Source organism: Streptomyces sp. NPDC059224 (assembly GCF_042754285.1).
Classification (GTDB): Bacteria; Actinomycetota; Actinomycetes; order Streptomycetales; family Streptomycetaceae; genus Streptomyces.
The window spans coordinates 212,534-230,108 of the sequence record NZ_JBHZAN010000007.1 but is presented as its reverse complement, the minus strand read 5'-3'; the positions used below and the strand labels follow the sequence as shown (position 1 = coordinate 230,108).

The following is a 17,575-nucleotide window of genomic DNA, read 5'->3' as shown; positions in this document are numbered from 1 at the left end:
TCATGAGACCCGGCTGGCCGGAGGCATCGCAGCCCCGTACTCGAACATCCCGCGAAGCATCCGCCCCGGCGGAACGTCCTTAACTACGGATTAGGTCTCATGAGACCCGGCTGGCCGGAGGCATCGCAGCCCCGTACTCGAACATCCCGCGAAGCATCCGCCCCGGCGGAACGTCCTTAACTACGGATTAGGAGCAGCAGACCGATGCCGCAGGGCGCCACCGTATCCCTGGGGCTCGACTCGAAGGGGGCGCCACGCCGTTCGTCGGCTCGGGGCGCCGGCTACAGCGGGGACGCGACCGGCTGGGGATGGCTCTCCGCGGCGAGTTGGCCGCGGGCAACGGCTTCATGCCGGAGCGCGGTCCTCAGGTGCCACAACGAGATCGCCGGCAGGAGGCTGCCGAGCCGTTCCACCGCCCGCGGTGCCTCGGCAGCCTGAGCCAGCAGCTCAGCGGCCGACCGCGACCACTCGTCGCTTCGATCCCCGCCCAGACGTTCCACGACCTCGTCCAGTAGCTGTGCCAGCTCACCCGCTCCTGGGTCCTCCGGCACATCAACTCCCCACGACTGGACGGCAGCCTCCAACGCCGTGAAGGCGTGCGTGCGGTCGAGCGGCGGCCCGGCTTCTACATCCCCGTGCGTCACGATCACCATCGTTCACCGTCGGGGCTCTTCTCGTGGCAGGAACCGAGCATCGGTTGCTCTCGGATCAGACCGTGACACGGGGTGCGAGGGGTGCCACACGCGGCGGTGCTGCGGGCACGGGCAAGCCGCGGCGCAGGGCCTCGCGGGTGAGGGCGGCGAGCTGGGCGCCGGCCGCGGTGTACGCGTCGGTGGCGCGCACAAGGCGCTGCTCGGCGGCGGCCAGGTCTGCAGCGAGTTCTTCATCGGTTCGCGGCTGGGCGCCAGAGCCGGGCTGTGCTGATGCCCCCGCCTCACCAAGGCGCGGCTCGTCCTGCCGTACGGAGCGGCGGACGAACACGCCCTTGCCCTTGATCGCGTAGACCAGGCCCTCGCGTTTGAGTACGCGCACCGCGTTCTGTGCCGTCGAGTTGGCGATGCCGAAGCTGTCTTGGAGTTCCCGCGCGGAGGGAAGCCGGCCACCCGGTTCGAGGTTGCCGGACCGTATCTCTTCCCTGAGCAGGTCGGCCGTACGGACGTAGGGGGGCCTGGGGTCGTGTTCGTCGTCGATCACGTTGTTGGGGGCGGCAGAGGGCACTGTCCGGGCCGCCGGCGGAAGGCCGGGGTGTGCGCTGCTGACGTAGCTGCCCCGGCCGAGCACGGAGTAGACCATGCCCTCCCGCTTCAGCACTCCCAGTGCGTTCTGCACGGTCGAACTGGACACCCCGAAGTGCGCTTGGAGTATTCGTGCCGACGGCAGCCGGCTCCCGGCCGGATACTCGCCGGTGTGGATCCTGTCGCGCAGCACCTCGGCGGCTTGGAGGTAGGGCGGCCTCGAGTCGTCTTCCAGCGGCAAGATCATGGTCGTACCGTACGCAGCGCTCTCTCCGCTCCCGGCCGTGGGCCCGAGCACGGCCGGTGCGGGAGACGGCAGTCCGTGTGCCACCGCGAGGATCGTCAGAGGCCGCGTATTACGGCGACGACCTTGCCCAGGATGACCGCGTCGTCGGCCGCGAGCGGCTGGAACCTGGGGTTGTGGGCGACGAGCCAGGCATGGCCGGCCGCGTCGCGCTGGAACCTCTTCACGGTCGCTTCGCCGTCGAGCATGGCGGCGACGATGTCGCCAGGCTCGGCGACCTGCTGCCGCCGGACGGTGACCACGTCCCCGTCGCAGATGGCCGCATCGATCATGCTTTCCCCGATCACCTTCAGGGCGAAGAGCTCGCCTTCACCGACCAGCTGGCGGGGCAGGACGTAGGTGTCTTCGACCATCTCCTCGGCGAGGATCGGTGTTCCGGCCGCGATCCTGCCGACCAGAGGGACCTCCGCCGCCGCGGGCTCGCTCTCCGGCCGCTCGTACTCTCCCGCAGAGGACCTGAGGGGGAGACAGTAGGCGCGGGGGCGATGCGGGTCGCGGCGGAGTGCTCCCTTGCGTTCCAGGGCGAGGAGCTGGTGCGCGACGCTGGAGGTGCTCGTCAGGCCGACCGCCTGACCGATCTCGCGCATCGAGGGCGGGTACCCGCGGTCAGCGACGGAGCGGGCTATGCAGCCAACGATGGCCCGCTGCCTGTCGGTGAGCCCGTCGGGGCCCCGGCGGATGCCCGGAGGCCGGCCCGGTCCAGCGTGGGTGATGGTCATGTGCCCCCCTTGCGATCTTTCGTCTCTGGACAGTAGCCCCACACACCGACAAACGGAACGTCTGTCGATCACCTTTTCGACCTGTCGGTGGTGACGTCGACCCACATCAGAGGGACTTTCGGGCCGGTCCGGTCGTTGGACCGGTATGAGCGTCCGGAGCCTCCTCGACACGGCCTTCGCCCAGCCGCAGGTCCCTGGTACACGCGCCGGTGGGACCGACTTCGTCCCTCTGGAATCGGGCGCATGGAAGGAGTTCCTCTTCGGACCCGGCGCGGGGCCCGGCAAAACAGGCTCCTGGGACCGGCAGATGGCGGTGCTGTGGAAGCGCGTGGTCTCGGAGTGCGGAGCCGCTCAACAGCTCGCGACCGAACACGACGTCGACTGGGAACAGGCTCCTCACGAGTCGAAGGCCGTCCTCGCGCTGGCCGGGCCGGACAACGTCGTCGTGGATGTCGCCGCGGCCTCACTGGCAACCCAGCGGGAGCGGTGGGAACTCGAGAGGCGCTTCGCACGGATCCACCGTCGCCTGCCCGCGGACCTGTCGTGCCTCGTGCCCGCCGACGTCGGCGCGCTTCGCTCCGGTCTGCTGGAGGAGCGTGACTTCCGCACCAGCTCCTACCAGCTCGAGCGCGACCGGTTGGGGCGGTGGGTGCGCGCCCTGTCCGGGACGGCGGCCTATCTCGCCGCTGCGCACATGGTCCCCGCCCCACTCGCCCTGGACGTGGTCACCACCGCCCCCCTCGACGAGCAGACCAGGGCCGCACTGCGACTGCCGGCCCCCTGGTCGCTCATCACGCACGACGCCGTCCCTCTGCGCGCGGCGGAAGCCGATGACGACGAACTTGCCGCACTCGTCGAGGCCGGGGTGTGTGTCGGACCGGAACCCGTCATCCTCGGCGGCCTCCTCGCCGCCCAGCCCGATGGCCGGCTCGACACGACATCCGGCTTCCTACTCATCTCCGCCCTCGACGCCCCGGGCAAGCGGTACTGGATGCTGCAGCCAGCCACGTACGGCGACGACCACGCCGGCGGACGCGTGCTCTACGGATATGCCGCGCAGCTCGCGTTCGCCCGGTGGACGCCCCCGCCTGTGCTCCCGGCCCCGGGGGCGCGGCCCAACTCGCGCAGCGCCCTGGGAAGGATCGCCACGAGCGAGGTCGGCCGGTCTGGTGGGTTCCATGGAGTCCGTGTCCTGGACTTCACCCCTCCACCGGAAGAGCCGCCCGAGGAGCGACCAGCGCCAGCAGGGGCACGCAGGCCGCTCGAGTTCGGCACGTGGCGGCGGGCGCACTGGAAGCCCGGCGTGCGGATCGGGATCCGCGACAGCGACGGACGACTTGTCGGTCCGGTCTACAAGGACGGCGCCGTGGAGGGCACGACATTCACTCGTGAGCGCCGGTTCTTCCCCCGCACCCGGATCCGCCGCGACCTCCCTCTGGCCCCGACCACAACCGTGTACAAACTCTCGAACTCGGCCGCACCGCGTGGTCGTTAGGTCCCATCCGGCGCAGGCCGTCCGGCGCATGGCCGTGTCTTTTGGATCAGCGCGAAAGACACGGACTGAGGTTCGGCGCAGTCGGGGCTACCGGGGTCGCAGGGCGTGGAGATCCGGCAGACGGCGTTCGCCGACGTGGGGCAAGGCGGTCTTCCATCCTTGGCCATCACACAGACGTACGCGCTGCCTCGGTGGGGACGAGTCCGTCTCCACGACGATGTCTGGGATGCCGAGCCAGGCCCACTTCCGCGCCCCGGCTGGCCTACTTGGCGGCCCAGCCGCCCAAGCTGTTCCGGTTCCCCTCCGCCGCCCGGCGCAGCGCGTCCGGCGATCCCAGCAGACCGTACGGCAGATACCCGGACCGGACACCGAGTTCCCACCCATGGACCTGGACGGCAAGGCAGGCCAGGGTGAGGGAGCCGAGGGGGAGGAGGGACCGGGGCGCGGGATCGCCGGCCTCGGCCTCGACGCTCTCCCGGTACGCGACCAGCCGGGCGACGAGGGCGTCCTCGAAGGCGTGCTGGTCGTCGTCGAGGAGTACGCGGAGCAGCCGCTGGTCCGCGCTCAGCGCGTCGCCGACCTCGTCGAGCCGCCGGGCGGCCTCCGCGCGCTCCCCGGCGTCCGGCTTGCGCAGCGGAACCGTGGGCCAGTCGCGGGGCAGATGCCCGGCCGCCTCGGTGAGATAGGGGCACAGGGCGTCCATGGCGGCGAGGTCCGCGGGGTCGGAGACGGAGGTGTACCGGTTGTAGGGCACGCCGTCACGGATGGCGGGCGCGTAGTCGCCGCGCAGCAGCAGCCCGGTGACCCGCTCCCAGTCCCACACGTGCCCGCTGACGACACACATCTCGAACATGTCGAGCCAGGTCCGCGCGGTGGGCGCCTCCTGGACGACGTCCCGGAAGGTGATGGGCCCGTCCCCGAACTCGTCGTCGTCCAGGTCCGTGCTGATCCGCTCCCCGACGAGGGGGAACCGGATCTCCTGGTCCCCGTCCGGGAAGCACATGATGCTCAGCACCCCGTGCACACACTCCGCGGCGGTGACGGCGACCGTGCCGGCCGCGGCGTCGAGCTCCGGCTCCGTCACCGTTTGCGCGGCGACATGGTCGAGAAGCTCGTCCGCCATCGCCCGTATCAGGGCCGGCGAGATGCTGCCGTACCGCAGTGAGTGCCACCGCTTGTAGGCCCGCCCGTCGATGTCGTCGAGCGCCTGGGCCAACCTCTGCGCACCGACCTGATGGCACGTCACATTTCGCACGTACTGCGTCCCTTCATGAACTCCGCGACTGGACGAAGCACGCTATCAACGGGCACTGACAGCATCGTCCTCTCGCGAGGCCGGGCAGGAGTTGTGGGTTCGGTGCGGTATACACGAGGAGATCACAGACCGCCGCACTGTGAGGCGCCGCACCGGGGGTAGGGGATGACCGTTCCGCACGTGAGTACCGCGCTTCGCCCGGGGGACTACCTCCAGATCGCCTCGGAACGGATGGCCGTCGACGGCGTGCCGGACGGCGAAGGGTTCGCCCGGATCGAGCGGGTGGAGATCATCACCGACACCGGATTCCTGGCTCCGGACTCCACCCAGGTGCGTACCCGGGCAGCCCAACAGATCGCGGTCGTGTTCTGTCACGGCATGCCGGGCCCGGTCATGTTGCGCGAGGGTGATCAGTGGACCCTCGGCGAGGTCGACAGCGGCAGGGCCCGCTGGGATTCCGCCCATCCCTGGTGGCCAGAGACCCAAGAACCCCTGTTCACCGGAAGCCACTTGGCCGCCGGACCGCACCCCTTTCGCAACACCATCCACGGCCCCGATCTCGTGGCGCCGGCCGCCGCGACCGAGCCGCAGCCGCCGCGGCAGCGGGCAGCCGTGTTCGACAAGGCGGCCCACATGGTCATGGTTGGTGACTACCTGCAGATCCATGCCCTGCGGCACCCGCAGTGGGACATGCGCATCGACGAAGGATTCCACCGTGTCGAATGGATCGGCCACCTCGCCGGTGACGCCCTCGACGCAGTGCTGAACGATCCTGCCTGGGCGCGCGGCTGGCTTACCCTCGCCTCGGTCCACGGCCTGTCCGGCATCCTCGTACTGCCCGAGGTTCCGGTGACCGTCCTGATCCAGCCCAACCCGGAGCGTCGCCGCTCCGACGAGGACGAAGCCTGGCACGAGGGTCCTTTCTACGAACTGGCCGGTGTCACCGAACCCGACCTCACGGAGCAGCGCCACGCCGATGCCCGTCTACGGCCGGAGCCGCCTGGTTCGGAGGCCGCTCTGTATCCCAGCAGGTTCAGCAGCCCGGCCCAGCGGGCTCTGCACCTGGACGGCGTCACCGGCATACGCCCCGTCGCCGCCTCCCAGCTTCCCTGGCCGCATGGCCTGTTCAAGTGTCCCTACGGTGAGCGGGCGAAGGCCCTGGCCACCAGCTACCCCAAGGGGCACAGCAAAACCGCCCACGCCGAGCTGTTCACCCGGCTCGGCGATCAGGACTTCGCCGCCTGCCCCTACCACCAGGCCGACGACTGGGAGGCGATCACCGCGGCCGTGCTCGCCTTCGCCCGCGCCGAACCCGACAGCGACGAACAAGACCGCCTCTACCGCGCCACGCACTTGAGCGAGCGCGACCGCGCCTGGTTTCGCTCCCTCATCGGAGGGGGCCACATCTGGTGGGACACCGGACAGCAGAACCTGACCAACGGCCAGCACCGCCTGTGCGCACTGCGTGCCGCCGGCATCGAGGTGATTCCCGTCTACGGCCGGCACCTCCCCGACCACGACGAGACCACGCCGTCCCAGGACGCCCTGACGCACGCCAGGCGCACCGTGGAGGACTTCTGGCATGCCAGCATCACTTCCGCCCTCAAGCCGGGCCGCCTCAGCACCCACCTGGCCCGGCTGCTCGCCCGCTACCCACGCCTGCGTGCGCTGCTGCCGAAGAGCAAGTAGCGCGCTACGCCCAAGTGGCGGTGAACGCGTGGCGGGCGGCTTGCCGCAATCAGACAGGCGGCGGCCGATTATCAGGCAGGATCCCGCGGGTATGCCCCCGGACGCCGCGCACGGGGGGACGCGACGCCCAGGAGGACTGCTTGCCAACGTACCGCGCCATCCAGTCTCTTATCGCATATATCGGGGAAGCCGATCGCGTGGCGGGGGCCGGCGCGGATCGAACGCAGTCTGGCCCGGGAGGCGGTCACGAGGACGCCGGATCGGCCACGACGGACCTGGTGCCGGGGGATGATGAGGAAGCCATGGCCATGTCGCAGAAGGGCAGCCGCGTTGAGTCACTTCTCCGGGCATGAGACCAGCCCTCATGAGGCGCTCCGGCAGGGCCGGACGGCAGTGGATCGTCTGATGGCGGGGATGCTGGACGCCGGCGGGATGTTCCGTGAGGTGACGGCGACCCAGGTGCTCCTGTCCACCGCTTCCCCGCGTATCCGGTTCGTCGAGTTCGCAGCCGACGAGGAGAAGGAGAACGGAGCCGACTGGCTGTGGTGGTGGGTGGACCGGGACGGTACCTGCTACGGGCTCCTGGTCCAGGCGAAGATCTTGAAGTTGCACGGCAAGCGCTGGAGCATCGACTTCAGCTACAAGACGCGCGGCGACGACCGGACGCAGCTCTCGAAGCTGATCAAGGCGGCGAACCGCTTCCATGTCCCCGCCGCGTACGTCTTGTACTGCGGGGACGCCCAGTACCGATCGACTCTGGCCTGCGACCGCACTCATGACGACGTTCCGTGCAAGGAGCGCGACCGGGTCGGTGTGGCCACTGTCTCCGCTCTGGTGGCGGAGAACGCGGTCGGCCTGGACGCCAAGAACGCGGGCGTGAGCGCCTTCCACGACGCCGTTCCCGTCGAAGACATCGCCAGCCCCGACGGCCTGGACGCGCCGATCGTGCCCCTCGGGCGCGGGCTGGACCAGGACCTCGAGCGCTTCCTGCGGCAACCGCAGCGAGGATCTCGCAGGGTGGCAAAGGAACTTCTCCGGCCTGTCCAGCGGATCAGGCACGGCCAGTTCGCCGGCGCGGCGGTCATGGAACGCGCCGCCACGGTCACCGGCGCCCTTTTCGAGAACGTCCCCAACGACTACGGGCATTTCTCCGTGCCGTACCTCGCGCACATGCTCCGCGGGCTGCGGGCGGAGGTCCCCGACTACGTACGCGACGTCCTGGCAGGCCGGACTCCTCCAACATGGGTCACAGACCACGTCGGCGGGATCGTCGTGATCCCCGACGCGGACGCCCCGACCACGGCGTCACCGGCCCGGGCTGGTGACGGTGGCGCCGGGCTGCTCCCCGCGGATTTCCTTGAGGCGCCTCAGCCTCCACATGACCACCGTCCTGGGCACGCCGCGTGAGTTCGACGCGAAGCGTCCGGCACTGACCGACCGGCCGGGGCCAGCCGACAGGCCCCGTCCCGGTGTCCCGGGCGGTGTCATCCGCTCCAGGGGACCCGGGCGAGAACGAGCCCCCGGACGTCGGCGGCTCCGGTCGCCCGGAGCCGGAGCGCGACGTGCTGGAGCTGCGATCCGCTGGTGAACACGTCGTCGACGAGCAGGATGGTGGCCGATTTGATGTCGCTGATGTCCCCGGTCCAGGTCAGGGCGGCGGCATGCGCGGTCGCGGCCGCGCGCTTCTCCTCCAGGGTGCGGTTCGCGGACCGGGCCGTCTCAGCGTGCTTCACCAGCCGGTGCGCGCCCGGCGGGCTGAGCGGGAAGGCCCGGTTCACGTCCTCTGTGTAGGCGGCGTCCATGATCGCCTCGATGTGCTGGATGGGCTGGCGGCCGACGTGGGACGGGTTGCCGACGACGTAGTCGACGCCGTGCATCGCCTCGGGGTGGCTCTCCATCCAACCGACGAGGAGCCGACCGAAGATCATCGCCCAGCCGGCCCTCCCCTCGTACTTCAGCTTGTGGATCTTGTCGCGCAGGGCTCCGGAGTACATGGCCACCGCGTCGACACGCGAGAACCCCCGCTCGGCTTCCGGCAGCGCACACACCCGATTACTGCACTGCCTGCCGGGCGCGACGGCCTGGGAGCAGACCGGGCAGTGGGGTTCGGCGACCGGCTGGAGGGTGCGGCCGGCGCAGTCGGAGCACAGGCGGGCGGTGCCGGTGATGCGGTACGCGCACACCGGGCAGTTGGGAAAGCCTGCCGGATTAGGGAGACCTGCCGTCACAGGCCGGCCAGGGCGAGCTGCTGGCGCTGCTGGCCGGCGGCCTGGATGTCCGCTGCCTGGCCGAGGCGGTCGGTGATGTCGCTGGAGGCGGTGACCAGGATCGCCCGGCCCTCGTCCAGCATCTTCTTGGCCCAGGGCTGTGTGTCGGCGAGGGAACGGATCAGGAAGACGAGCTTGCCGTGCTCGGAGGCCAGGCGGGCCTGCATCTTCGCGCCCGACGTGCTCGAGGCCTCGATGACGACGCTGCCCAACGTGGTGCCGGACGTGACGACGTTGCGGCGCGGGAAGGTGTACTTCGCCGGCGGGCTCGTGGGCCAGAACTGGCTCAGCAGCGATCCCCCAGCGCTGAGGATCGCCTTCGCGAGCGGACGGTTCTCGGCCGGGTAGATCGAGGCGGCAATGCCGGTACCCATGACGGCGAACGTCCGGCCGCCCGCGGTGAGCGTTGCCTGATGGGCGGCAGCGTCGATGCCCTTGGCAAGACCGCTGGCGATCACGACGTCGTGCTCGACGAGCTCGCGGGCCATCCGGGTCGCCCGGCGCAACCCGTCCTCGGATGCCTGGCGGGTGCCGACGACGGCGATGGAGCGGGCGTCGCGCTGATCGAGCTCGCCGCGGTAGAAGAGGAACGGCGGCAGGTTACCGATCAGCCTCAGGTTCGCCGGATAGTCCTTGTCCAGGACGGTGACCAGGCGCGCGCCAGCCTTGTCGGCGGCGGCGAGCTCGTCGTCGACGCGGGCACGGGCGGCGTCCAGGCCGGCGGTCAGGGCCTGCTGCAGCAGGGGGCGGTTCTTGGTCGCGGCACGCGAGTCCTCCTGCAGCTGTCCGTCCATGAGCGCGGCCAGGCCCTCGGGGCTCTGGGCGCCGCGGGCGATCAGGCTCCAGTCGAGGGTGGCATCGCCGGCACGCAGCGCGCACAGGGTCAGCAGATCGTGCTGGTCAGCGGTGATATCGAGGTCCATCAGGGTGTCCTTCTACTCGTGGCCCCGGGATGTTCGAAGGATGAAGCGAGGTACTCGGGCCACTTCCATCATGGCGTACGGAGCCCCCGGACGGACAGGAAGGGGGCCGTCGAGCCGGTTCCTCAGGCCTGTCGCCGCTGTTCCATACGGGCGAGGGCTTCGGCGAGCTGGGTGGCCCCGCCGGGCGCCGCGACCGGTTCCCAGATGATCCCTACCGCCAGACAGATGCCGCTGACCAGGCGCTCCGCCTCGCTGGTGTCGTACCACTGCTCGACCTGCCCCGGCAGGGCGATCCACCACAAGGCGGTGGTCGTCGTCTCCCCGGTCGGCACGAGGTACTCGCCGCGCCAGACGAGGGGGTACGCATGCTGCTGGAGGTGGGTGAGCATGTCGGCGAGGTGCCGCTGCCGGGCGATCTTGTAGGCGGTCATGGGAGAGCGGGTACCGGCAGGAACCGGGCGGGGTGCCGGATGAGCCATCCGGGCAGGGGCCGCCTCAGGGGCGGCCTGGGGTTCGACGGCACCCTCCGCAGCGGCGGCGAAGTGCTCCATAGCCGTCGTCAGGACCACCGACGGCCCTTCCTCCGCTCCTCCAGGGCCCGTCGTCGTCTGGAAGTGCGTCAGGGGGATGTCGTTGGTGGTGAAGGGATCGATCGTGACGCCGGGGCGCAGCTGGTAGACGGTGTGGCGCGAGGGGTACTTTCCGATGGTCAGTGCGATGACCCGTGCTGCTCCGGCGTCGCTGAGGAGGGTGCGGGCCCACTCCAGGGACTTGCCCTCGGTGGTGAAGTCGTCGAAGACGATCACCGTCTTGCCGGCGATCTTCTTCTTGTAGGTCGGGTTGACTCGTACGGTGCGGGCTTGGGCGGCGATGGAGATGTCCCGTCCCGTCGACTGGCCGACGCTCCTCCTGTACCGCTCCAGGCTGGTATCCGGGGCCTGAACGACGCGTTCGAGAAGGTCCTCCTTGTAGGAGGAGCCGGTCATGACCTTGGCGCGCTGCAGGAAACCGGCGAGCTGCGGGTTGCCCTTGGCCGGTGTGCTGCTGGGGTACACGCAGAAGAAGCTCTGACCAGGCAGCGCACCGTCGAGGTAGGCCGCACACAGAAGGTGCAGCATCAGGACATCGCGCGCGTCCTCGTCCCCGACCTTGACGGTGTTCTCGTAGGTGAAGATGTCCTTGATCGTGAAGGTCCGGCCGCCGCCGCGGGGGAACCGCGCGTTGAAGGGCAGCATCGAGCGAATCGCGAAGGCGCGGTCCTCGTCATCGAGACGGAACGCCCAGCGCGGCTCGTGCAGCAGGAAGTACTCCAAGAGCTCGATGACGTCGGCGGGCTCGTCCGACATCAGCGAGGTGATCTTCGCTCCCAGGCGGCTGGCCCAGCGGGCGTGGATGTGGACGACGCCGGCGTGGATGCCTGTGTACCAGTCGAACTGCGAGGTCCCGATGAGGATGAGCTGGTTCATGCGGAGGCCGAGTCTGTCCGCGACCGCCTCCAGCCAGGCCTTGTTTCCGCGCTTCGCCTTGTCCGGGATGTCGTCGCGGCACAGATGCAGGGCCGGTTCGGGAAGGCCGGCCGCAGCAAGGGCCGACTTGGCGTCCATCGGGTCGTTGGTCAGCAGCACCCACGCCACATCGCGTTGATCGAGCCACCGCAGCAGTTCAGCGATCCCCTCGTGCGCGCGCCCGGGCCCGTGCAGGACTGCCTTGTAGTCGATCGCGACCGCGCGCACCGTCTTCTTCTCGTCCATCGCCGCCCCCACTGCTGTGCCCTGATCATGAACTGACCCTCTTGCCATGATCTCAGCCGTTCTGACGGCGCATCTGCAGATTCCGGATTCCCCGGCTTCGGATCCGGCGGCAGCCGGCTGGCACAACGCCCATGGTCGTGCGTCTCCGTCGGAGGGCTGATAGCCGCTTGCGCCCAGGACGATGACGACGGGTCAGAGGGGTCAGGATTCTGGGGCGTCGTGGGGCTCGGGTCGGTCTGGTGAAGTGAGGAGCTCTACCAGGGCGAGCAGCATCAGCAGGAGGACGGCTCCGAGAAGGATGGCGGCCCATCCCACGGCCCATCGCGTACTGCGGGTGCTGATCACGGTCGGCGTGAGCGCCACCATCAAGGCGACCACGCCGCCTGGAAGGACAAACTGCCGCCTCACGATCGGGTACCCGGGATCGTCGGGTCGGCCTGGTGCCCATCACGGGCCTGATTGGCCGGGTGGTGAGGGTGGTCGCACCACGGAGCCGCCATGTCGGTGAGCTCCTCGAGGAGCTGCTCAGCTGTGGCGAGGTCATCGGCATGTACAGCCTCGGCGAAGTCTTTCTCCAGATCGTGGGCGGCGCTCCAGTCGGCCTTGTAGTCCTCGCGGCCGGCGGGGTACTGCTCGCGGCGCCGGTCGTCGAGCCGGTCGAGGATGAACTGGTAGACGCGTACGCCGGTCTGCGGATCCAAGGGCATGCGGTGGGTCTTTCGGGCTCGGTGACGTTCTTGTCAGGTCGCCGGTGGGGCTATCGCCTGAGTGGTCGTGCGGCGCGGGCGCGTCGTGCGGCGCGGAAGGCGTCGGCGGGATCGTCGCAGGCTCCGGGTGCCGGGCGCCACTCGTTGGCGCGCCAGAGGGTGAAGGGGTACCAGCGGCCGTCGGGGCCGGGGCGGATCTGGACTCCGGCGGTCGCGTCGGTGAGCGTACTGCCGTCGATGGTGATGGTCCCGAGGCCGACAGCGCGGGAGGCATGGACGGCCTCTCGTGCCCGTTCGAGGACGTCCGTGGCTGCCGGGGTGGCGGCGAGGGTGGCGTGGGCGCCGGCCGGGCCGCCGTGGCGGTAGCCGATCATCATCGCCCGCAGGGTGGCTTCGGGGATGCCGGTGGTGTGCTGGGCGGCCTCCAGGTGATCCGCGCCGTCGGGGCTGGCGAGGATCCGCATGATGTCGGCCAGCTCGTCGTGGGGCGCAGCGGCGGTGCCGGCCAGGAGGGTCCTAGCGCGGGCGGCGGCATCGGTGGTCATCCACATCAGGTCCTGGGCTCGGGGCCCGGGGAGGGGTGCGTCGCTCCAGGTGAGAGTGCTGACGGCATCGAGGTCGAGGTCCGGCGGGGGCTGTGGGGGGCGGTGGGCGGCCAGTGCGTAGAGCTGGGTGGCGCGCACGGTGCCGTTGGTGTCTGCAGGGAGGGGGCCGGGGTCGGCGCCGTCGACGAGGTCGCGTACGTGGGCAGCGAGGGCCCGGGCGGTCATGCCGCGGGCGCCGAGCAGCAGGGAGGGGGTAGCGGCGAGGCGTTCGGCGACGGCGTGGCCGAGGGCTGCACTGTGGCAGTGCGGGCAGGGCGAGGCCGACGGGGACGGCGAGGCCGGTGACGGTGGCGCGGCGAGGCATGATGCCGCCGGCGCCCGCGAGGACGAGGTCGCGGGTGACCGGCTGCAGCGGCGGCAGGTGGCCGGGGGCGAGCAGGGGTGTGCCGTCGGGCTGGAACAGCATCCATGCGGTCCGGCCGGGGTGGCGTGAGGGCAGCAGGGTCAGGGCGGCGCCGTCGGCGAGGGCCTGCTCGAGAAGGCAGTGGGCGGTGAACAGGTCGGCCGGTCCGGCGGGGAGGGCGCGCGGCGGCTCCTGGTTCTCGGTCGGAGCGGGCGGCATGGGGGGCGCGGGTTGGGCGGACGCCGCCGCCGGTTCGGTCGCGGCCGGGGGCTCGGCGTCGGTGCCGAGGGCGGTCTGGAGGGCCTTGAGGAGACGGTCGGCTGCTTCGGCCCGGGCCTGCCGTTTGGTGGGGCCGGTTCCTTCGCCGGTGAGCTGCTGGCCGCGGTGGACGGCGGTGACTGTGGCCGTGAAGCCGGTGGGCGTCGGTGCGGGGGGCCGGTAGTCGGGCCGGGTGATGTGGCCGGCCTGGTGGAACTCGTTCAAGGCCGACACGGGGTTGGCTTCCCCTGATGGAGCGGGCGCCTGGGGCTGGGTGGCGGGCGTGTCCCAGGTCCAGTCGGGTACCGCGCGATCGGCGAGGGGGTCCGGCAGGTCGGCGAGCGCGGCGATGAGGGTGGTCATGGCCTGCTGCCGCGCCGCCTTGCGGGTGCGGGCCCGCTGGACGCTGCCGGTGATGTCGCGGCCGGCCGGGGCGAAGGTGGCCTGTGCGACGAAGAACGGCTGGCCGTCATCCCCCTGTCCCTCCCGGACGGTCGCGGAGGGGATGCGCAGCAGTTGGGCGTGCATGGAGATGATGCTCGGCGCCAGGGCCGGGCTGGCGGCGACGGCGGTGATGGCGGCTTGCTGTACGGGCGGCCAGACGTCTGTTCCGGCCGTCTCGAACAGCACGGTCCGCAGGGCGGCGACGTCGAGGTGGCCCCGGGCGATGCGACGGATGGCTTCGGACGCGACCGCGGCAGCGGATGTGCCTTGGGCGACGACGCGTTGAAGCGTGCTGCGGAAGGCGTCCGCGTCCATCAGGGCCAAGGGCGTGCTGTCGACCGAGGCGTCGGCGCGGGAGGGCGGGATCTGGACTCGGGATGTACGGGCGGCCAGCGCTGCGGGACTGATGGGCTGCAGGCGGTCGATGGACAAAGACACTCCCCCAGTAGCCGGACGCCGTCGAGACCACTCATTGTGACCTGCGTGCGCGTCAGGACGGCGCCGTACACACAGACAGAGTTGTTGCGTATTCGCTTTTCAGCATGTAGATTGCTCATGTCGCCGGGTCGGACCGGCCCTCTTCCACTCCCTTGATCGCATTCGCTGCGGCCGCCTTCTTGCGCGGCCGAGACGAAAGGTGGCTCCTCCATGCCCCGAGACCTCCATCTCCTCTCCGCTGCGCCCCCGTCGCACGACCTGGCCTCCGACATGGTCGCCTCCGCCCTGGCCGACATCGAGTACCGGCTCGGTGAACAACAGGGCTGGGACCTTCCTCCCCGCCTGTTCATGCTCCGTCTGCGGCCCCCGCGCGTGGAGGTGGAGTTCATCCCGGAGGTCGTCTGGAACCCGGTGGGGATCAACCCCGCCGACGCCTTGCGGCACCACGCAGAGGCGCTGCCGCCCGTACCGTCCTTCCTGGTCCCCGGCGAGGTGCATGAGGACTCCGTCTTCGCTGTTGGGTTCATGTTCGAGGGGTGGAACAAGCCGAAGAACGTCCAACTCCCGCCGGAACTGCGCATGCTGCGGGACAGCGGTGAACGGGTGAACCATCTCCTGCCCGACCGCCAGGAAGTCCGGATCGTCCACGCCGTCGACCTCAACCAGCGCGCCGTCCACATCGTGCGGCCTCGCGGCGGGCAGCCCCGCCTGTCGGTCGCCGGACGAGAGGGGGCACCGGAGCTGGAGGGAACCATCCCCGTCGCCCTGGGCCGATTCGTGCACGCCCTCAACAGCGGCCCCGGCCAGTAGACCGAACACCCGGCGCCCCGCGCCCAGATGTGAGGACCGACATGATCACGGACCCCATGCTGTTCCGCTTCACGGCGAGCGGGCCCACGCCCGAAGCGGCCTTCACCGCGTTCGCCGCCAAGGACCGCGAACAGCCGCACGATCCGTTCCGGCCCCGCGCGGACCTGTCGAAGGTGACCGAGGTGAAGGTCGCCGACGGCCGAGACCGGCTGCGCGCCGACGGCTGCTTCGACGGCCAAGACGGCGGCCCGCTGTGCGAGGACGACGCCGACTGGCTCGCCGACCGCCTGATCGAGGACTACGACCCGATCGTTCGATCCGGTGCCGCCGCACTGCTGCTGCGCGCACCGGGAGACGAACCGACCTGGTGCTTCTTCGGATGGAGCACCCGGGGCGAGTAGCCCCCCTCGCCGCCCCGGCCTGTGCCCCCCAAACCCGCTCCGCTCGGTCCGGTGCCGTCGTAGTAGTCCGTGACGGCACCGGACCGGCGAGCAGCGGCAGGCCAGAACTCGCCCAAGAACGCCCTTCAACTTCGAGGACCCCGATACCCACCTCGGACACCCGACTCCGGGCCTGGCGCCTTGCTAACCCGCCTCCCGCACCCCTTCTGCGGACGGCGGGGCGACCCGGGCAGCCGCGGCGGACATCACGTTTATCGGGAGCGGTACGGCCGGCAGGGCTCCAGCCGGCGCAGCGGGCGCGGCCGGAGGTAGGACGGTCAGGGCGAGCGCAGGCAGGGCGCGCAGCACGTTCTTGATCACACCAGCGGGTGTACCGGCAACAAACGTCCGCAGGCGCCCGCTCCTCTGCGAGCGTCCCCCGAATGGTCGAGCGGGTTCACCGCAGAAGCGGTTAGCGAGGACCGGATGCGAGAGGTTGTGCTCGCGCACCAGTGGGCCGCCCGCTGGGTTGTGTACATGTCTCTCGGCCTCGTTGGCCTCGCACAGGTTGCCTCAGGGGTGCGGTCGGGGCGTCGCAGGCTGCGAGGCTCAGGAGGCTGCTTCGATGAGACAGCCGTGGTCGGTACGACCGCGTCCGTATGGGCTCTGCCGGCGATCATCGGGAGGGCGTGCCCCGTCTCGGCCGCATCCTCGCCTTCCGCACGATGCTCACTGGGTCATGTGAGGAAGGCGGCGTAGGCCGCCGTGCTTAGGCCGGAGAACGTGATGAGCTGCCGTGGTTTCAGGGACGTGAACGCCGCATGCATCCCGATGCCGGCTGCGATCGCGTACGGCGTGCTCTGCGGAATCAGCAGCGCGACGGGCAGGGCGACCTCGGCGGCGATCACGGTGACGGCGACCAAGCGCCACAGCCCGATGTCCCGGGGAGTGAGGCCGCCGGTGAGGCGGACCATGAAGCCGGGGATCGCGTGTTCGCGCCGGTACGGCAACCGGTCCTTGAGCTGGGCGTGTGAGTGCATCCACTGGGCCAGGAATAGCCCGGTGCGGAACTGCGTCGAGCGGTACTTCTGGTAGGCGGAGTTCCAGTAGAGGTCGGTGGTGACGAGGACCAGGAGCAGCTGCGCCCACGTGTTGGCCGGGCTGGGGTGGTGGTCGATGTGGAGGCCGTGGCCGAGGTCACCGGCGGCCAGCAGGCACATGCCGGTGAGAACGGAGTAGCGGACGGCGCTGGGGCTCTTGAGGTACAGCAGCTCCATCGCGATCCCGGCTACCACCAGCACGAGCGCCACCGGCGGCACGAGGCCCGTGGCCAACGCCGCGGCGGCGGCCGTGCGGACGACCAGGACCGGCCGGTAGACGCTGGCGAGGAGCCGGCCGAGCCGGGCGCCGAACCGCTGCTGTGCGAGGCGCAGGCTGAGCGACCCGGGCGCGAACCGCCGCCAGCCGCCCTGCCCGAAGGACAGCGCGAACCGGATGCCGAGGATGCTGCCGTACAGGATCCGGAACAGCTGCAGCCGGCCTGGGTCGGTCGGTGTGCGGAAGCCGGTCGCGAGGGCGTCATAGAACCACACGGCTGTCCCTCACCTCGATCGGCTGCTCGCCGCGGACCGACAGGCACCGGCCGTGTCCGTCGATCCGGTCGTACCGGCCGCTGCTGACCAGGTGCGTGACCACGGCCTGCAGCTGGGGCGGGGGCAGAAGGAACGTCCCCGGTGACAGGAACGCGTACGGATTGACGGGCTCGGTCCGGCCGTCTTTCGTGCCGGTGAGGTCGATGATCACGAAGGTGGCGCGGCTGAAGAGGGGGTAACTCATCCAGCCGCGGCCGGACTTGCGGGTGAACCCGATGACCATCCACGCGACCAGGGAGGCGGTCACGGTGAGCTGGGCAGCGGGCAGGACGGCGTCGGGCATGACGGAACGCCTCCGCG

Annotated in this window: 17 protein-coding genes; 5 read left to right on the top strand and 12 right to left on the bottom strand. The window is 70.3% G+C overall.

The features are described 5' to 3' along the window. Window positions 1-281 precede the first annotated feature (281 nt). The 3 genes from ACFXI4_RS10005 to lexA all read right to left on the bottom strand — a co-directional run bounded on the left by ACFXI4_RS10005 (window position 282) and on the right by lexA (window position 2,258). On the bottom strand, window positions 282-644 hold the full coding sequence (locus tag ACFXI4_RS10005; protein WP_384989203.1) for a hypothetical protein: 363 nt from the start codon (window positions 642-644) through the stop codon (window positions 282-284). A gap of 64 nt (window positions 645-708) precedes the next feature. Continuing rightward, on the bottom strand, window positions 709-1,482 hold the full coding sequence (locus ACFXI4_RS10000) for a GntR family transcriptional regulator (protein WP_384989202.1): 774 nt from the start codon (window positions 1,480-1,482) through the stop codon (window positions 709-711). Between the two features lie 95 nt (window positions 1,483-1,577). Beyond that, entirely contained in the window at window positions 1,578-2,258 is a 681-nt protein-coding gene (lexA, locus tag ACFXI4_RS09995) for a transcriptional repressor LexA (RefSeq protein ID WP_384989201.1), read from the bottom strand. Between the two features lie 145 nt (window positions 2,259-2,403). On the opposite strand from lexA, the gene ACFXI4_RS09990 reads away from it, so the two are divergent. Beyond that, the gene (locus ACFXI4_RS09990; protein WP_384989200.1) at window positions 2,404-3,753 is read left to right on the top strand and encodes a hypothetical protein; all 1,350 of its coding nucleotides are present in this window, start codon (window positions 2,404-2,406) and stop codon (window positions 3,751-3,753) included. Window positions 3,754-4,015: 262 nt separating this feature from the next. Here the strand turns inward: ACFXI4_RS09990 and ACFXI4_RS09985 are convergent, their stop codons facing one another. Beyond that, window positions 4,016-5,008 (bottom strand): immunity 49 family protein, encoded by a 993-nt coding sequence (locus ACFXI4_RS09985; protein WP_384989199.1) that lies wholly within the window; start codon window positions 5,006-5,008, stop codon window positions 4,016-4,018. 180 nt (window positions 5,009-5,188) lie between these two features. On the opposite strand from ACFXI4_RS09985, the gene ACFXI4_RS09980 reads away from it, so the two are divergent. After that, window positions 5,189-6,697 (top strand): hypothetical protein, encoded by a 1,509-nt coding sequence (locus ACFXI4_RS09980; RefSeq protein ID WP_384989198.1) that lies wholly within the window; start codon window positions 5,189-5,191, stop codon window positions 6,695-6,697. Between the two features lie 405 nt (window positions 6,698-7,102). Then, window positions 7,103-8,104, top strand: a complete 1,002-nt coding sequence (locus ACFXI4_RS09975) for a hypothetical protein (RefSeq protein WP_384989197.1) — start codon at window positions 7,103-7,105, stop codon at window positions 8,102-8,104. Between the two features lie 77 nt (window positions 8,105-8,181). Here the strand turns inward: ACFXI4_RS09975 and ACFXI4_RS09970 are convergent, their stop codons facing one another. The 6 genes from ACFXI4_RS09970 to ACFXI4_RS09945 all read right to left on the bottom strand — a co-directional run bounded on the left by ACFXI4_RS09970 (window position 8,182) and on the right by ACFXI4_RS09945 (window position 14,427). After that, window positions 8,182-8,880, bottom strand: coding sequence for a ComF family protein (locus ACFXI4_RS09970; protein WP_384989196.1), 699 nt, complete (start codon window positions 8,878-8,880; stop codon window positions 8,182-8,184). A 41-nt stretch (window positions 8,881-8,921) separates the two neighbouring features. Beyond that, a complete protein-coding gene (locus tag ACFXI4_RS09965; RefSeq protein ID WP_384989195.1) occupies window positions 8,922-9,887 on the bottom strand; it encodes a DNA-processing protein DprA in 966 nt (321 codons plus the stop codon). A 122-nt stretch (window positions 9,888-10,009) separates the two neighbouring features. After that, window positions 10,010-11,638: a hypothetical protein gene (locus tag ACFXI4_RS09960; protein WP_384989194.1), complete on the bottom strand. Its 1,629-nt coding sequence runs from the start codon at window positions 11,636-11,638 to the stop codon at window positions 10,010-10,012. Window positions 11,639-12,042: 404 nt separating this feature from the next. Next, window positions 12,043-12,345: a hypothetical protein gene (locus tag ACFXI4_RS09955; RefSeq protein WP_384989193.1), complete on the bottom strand. Its 303-nt coding sequence runs from the start codon at window positions 12,343-12,345 to the stop codon at window positions 12,043-12,045. A 50-nt stretch (window positions 12,346-12,395) separates the two neighbouring features. Next, on the bottom strand, window positions 12,396-12,890 hold the full coding sequence (locus ACFXI4_RS09950; RefSeq protein WP_384989192.1) for a hypothetical protein: 495 nt from the start codon (window positions 12,888-12,890) through the stop codon (window positions 12,396-12,398). Next, a complete protein-coding gene (locus ACFXI4_RS09945; RefSeq protein WP_384989191.1) occupies window positions 12,862-14,427 on the bottom strand; it encodes a double-stranded RNA binding motif domain-containing protein in 1,566 nt (521 codons plus the stop codon). The genes ACFXI4_RS09950 and ACFXI4_RS09945 overlap by 29 nt, the downstream gene beginning before the upstream one ends. A 216-nt stretch (window positions 14,428-14,643) precedes the next feature. On the opposite strand from ACFXI4_RS09945, the gene ACFXI4_RS09940 reads away from it, so the two are divergent. Together ACFXI4_RS09940 and ACFXI4_RS09935 are read left to right on the top strand one after the other, a co-directional pair. After that, window positions 14,644-15,243: a hypothetical protein gene (locus ACFXI4_RS09940; RefSeq protein WP_384989190.1), complete on the top strand. Its 600-nt coding sequence runs from the start codon at window positions 14,644-14,646 to the stop codon at window positions 15,241-15,243. A gap of 41 nt (window positions 15,244-15,284) precedes the next feature. Continuing rightward, complete coding sequence (locus ACFXI4_RS09935) at window positions 15,285-15,644, top strand: hypothetical protein (RefSeq protein ID WP_384989189.1); 360 nt, start codon at window positions 15,285-15,287, stop codon at window positions 15,642-15,644. Window positions 15,645-16,360: 716 nt separating this feature from the next. Here ACFXI4_RS09935 and ACFXI4_RS09930 read toward each other — a convergent pair. Continuing rightward, window positions 16,361-17,215, bottom strand: a complete 855-nt coding sequence (locus ACFXI4_RS09930; protein WP_384989188.1) for a hypothetical protein — start codon at window positions 17,213-17,215, stop codon at window positions 16,361-16,363. Next, window positions 17,202-17,558: a hypothetical protein gene (locus ACFXI4_RS09925; RefSeq protein WP_384989187.1), complete on the bottom strand. Its 357-nt coding sequence runs from the start codon at window positions 17,556-17,558 to the stop codon at window positions 17,202-17,204. Before ACFXI4_RS09925 ends, ACFXI4_RS09930 begins: the two co-directional genes overlap by 14 nt. Between the last annotated feature and the right edge of the window lie 17 nt (window positions 17,559-17,575).

Excerpts from the sequence above, each read along its gene's own strand:
- ACFXI4_RS10000 (WP_384989202.1), bottom strand. The coding sequence starts at position 1,482 with ATGATCTTGCCGCTGGAAGACGACTCGAGGCCGCCCTACCTCCAAGCC.
- lexA (WP_384989201.1), bottom strand. The coding sequence starts at position 2,258 with ATGACCATCACCCACGCTGGACCGGGCCGGCCTCCGGGCATCCGCCGG.
- ACFXI4_RS09990 (WP_384989200.1), top strand. The coding sequence starts at position 2,404 with ATGAGCGTCCGGAGCCTCCTCGACACGGCCTTCGCCCAGCCGCAGGTC.
- ACFXI4_RS09975 (WP_384989197.1), top strand. The coding sequence starts at position 7,103 with ATGGCGGGGATGCTGGACGCCGGCGGGATGTTCCGTGAGGTGACGGCG.
- ACFXI4_RS09965 (WP_384989195.1), bottom strand. The coding sequence starts at position 9,887 with ATGGACCTCGATATCACCGCTGACCAGCACGATCTGCTGACCCTGTGC.
- ACFXI4_RS09960 (WP_384989194.1), bottom strand. The coding sequence starts at position 11,638 with ATGGACGAGAAGAAGACGGTGCGCGCGGTCGCGATCGACTACAAGGCA.
- ACFXI4_RS09955 (WP_384989193.1), bottom strand. The coding sequence starts at position 12,345 with ATGCCCTTGGATCCGCAGACCGGCGTACGCGTCTACCAGTTCATCCTC.
- ACFXI4_RS09950 (WP_384989192.1), bottom strand. The coding sequence starts at position 12,890 with ATGACCACCGATGCCGCCGCCCGCGCTAGGACCCTCCTGGCCGGCACC.
- ACFXI4_RS09940 (WP_384989190.1), top strand. The coding sequence starts at position 14,644 with ATGCCCCGAGACCTCCATCTCCTCTCCGCTGCGCCCCCGTCGCACGAC.
- ACFXI4_RS09935 (WP_384989189.1), top strand. The coding sequence starts at position 15,285 with ATGATCACGGACCCCATGCTGTTCCGCTTCACGGCGAGCGGGCCCACG.
- ACFXI4_RS09925 (WP_384989187.1), bottom strand. The coding sequence starts at position 17,558 with ATGCCCGACGCCGTCCTGCCCGCTGCCCAGCTCACCGTGACCGCCTCC.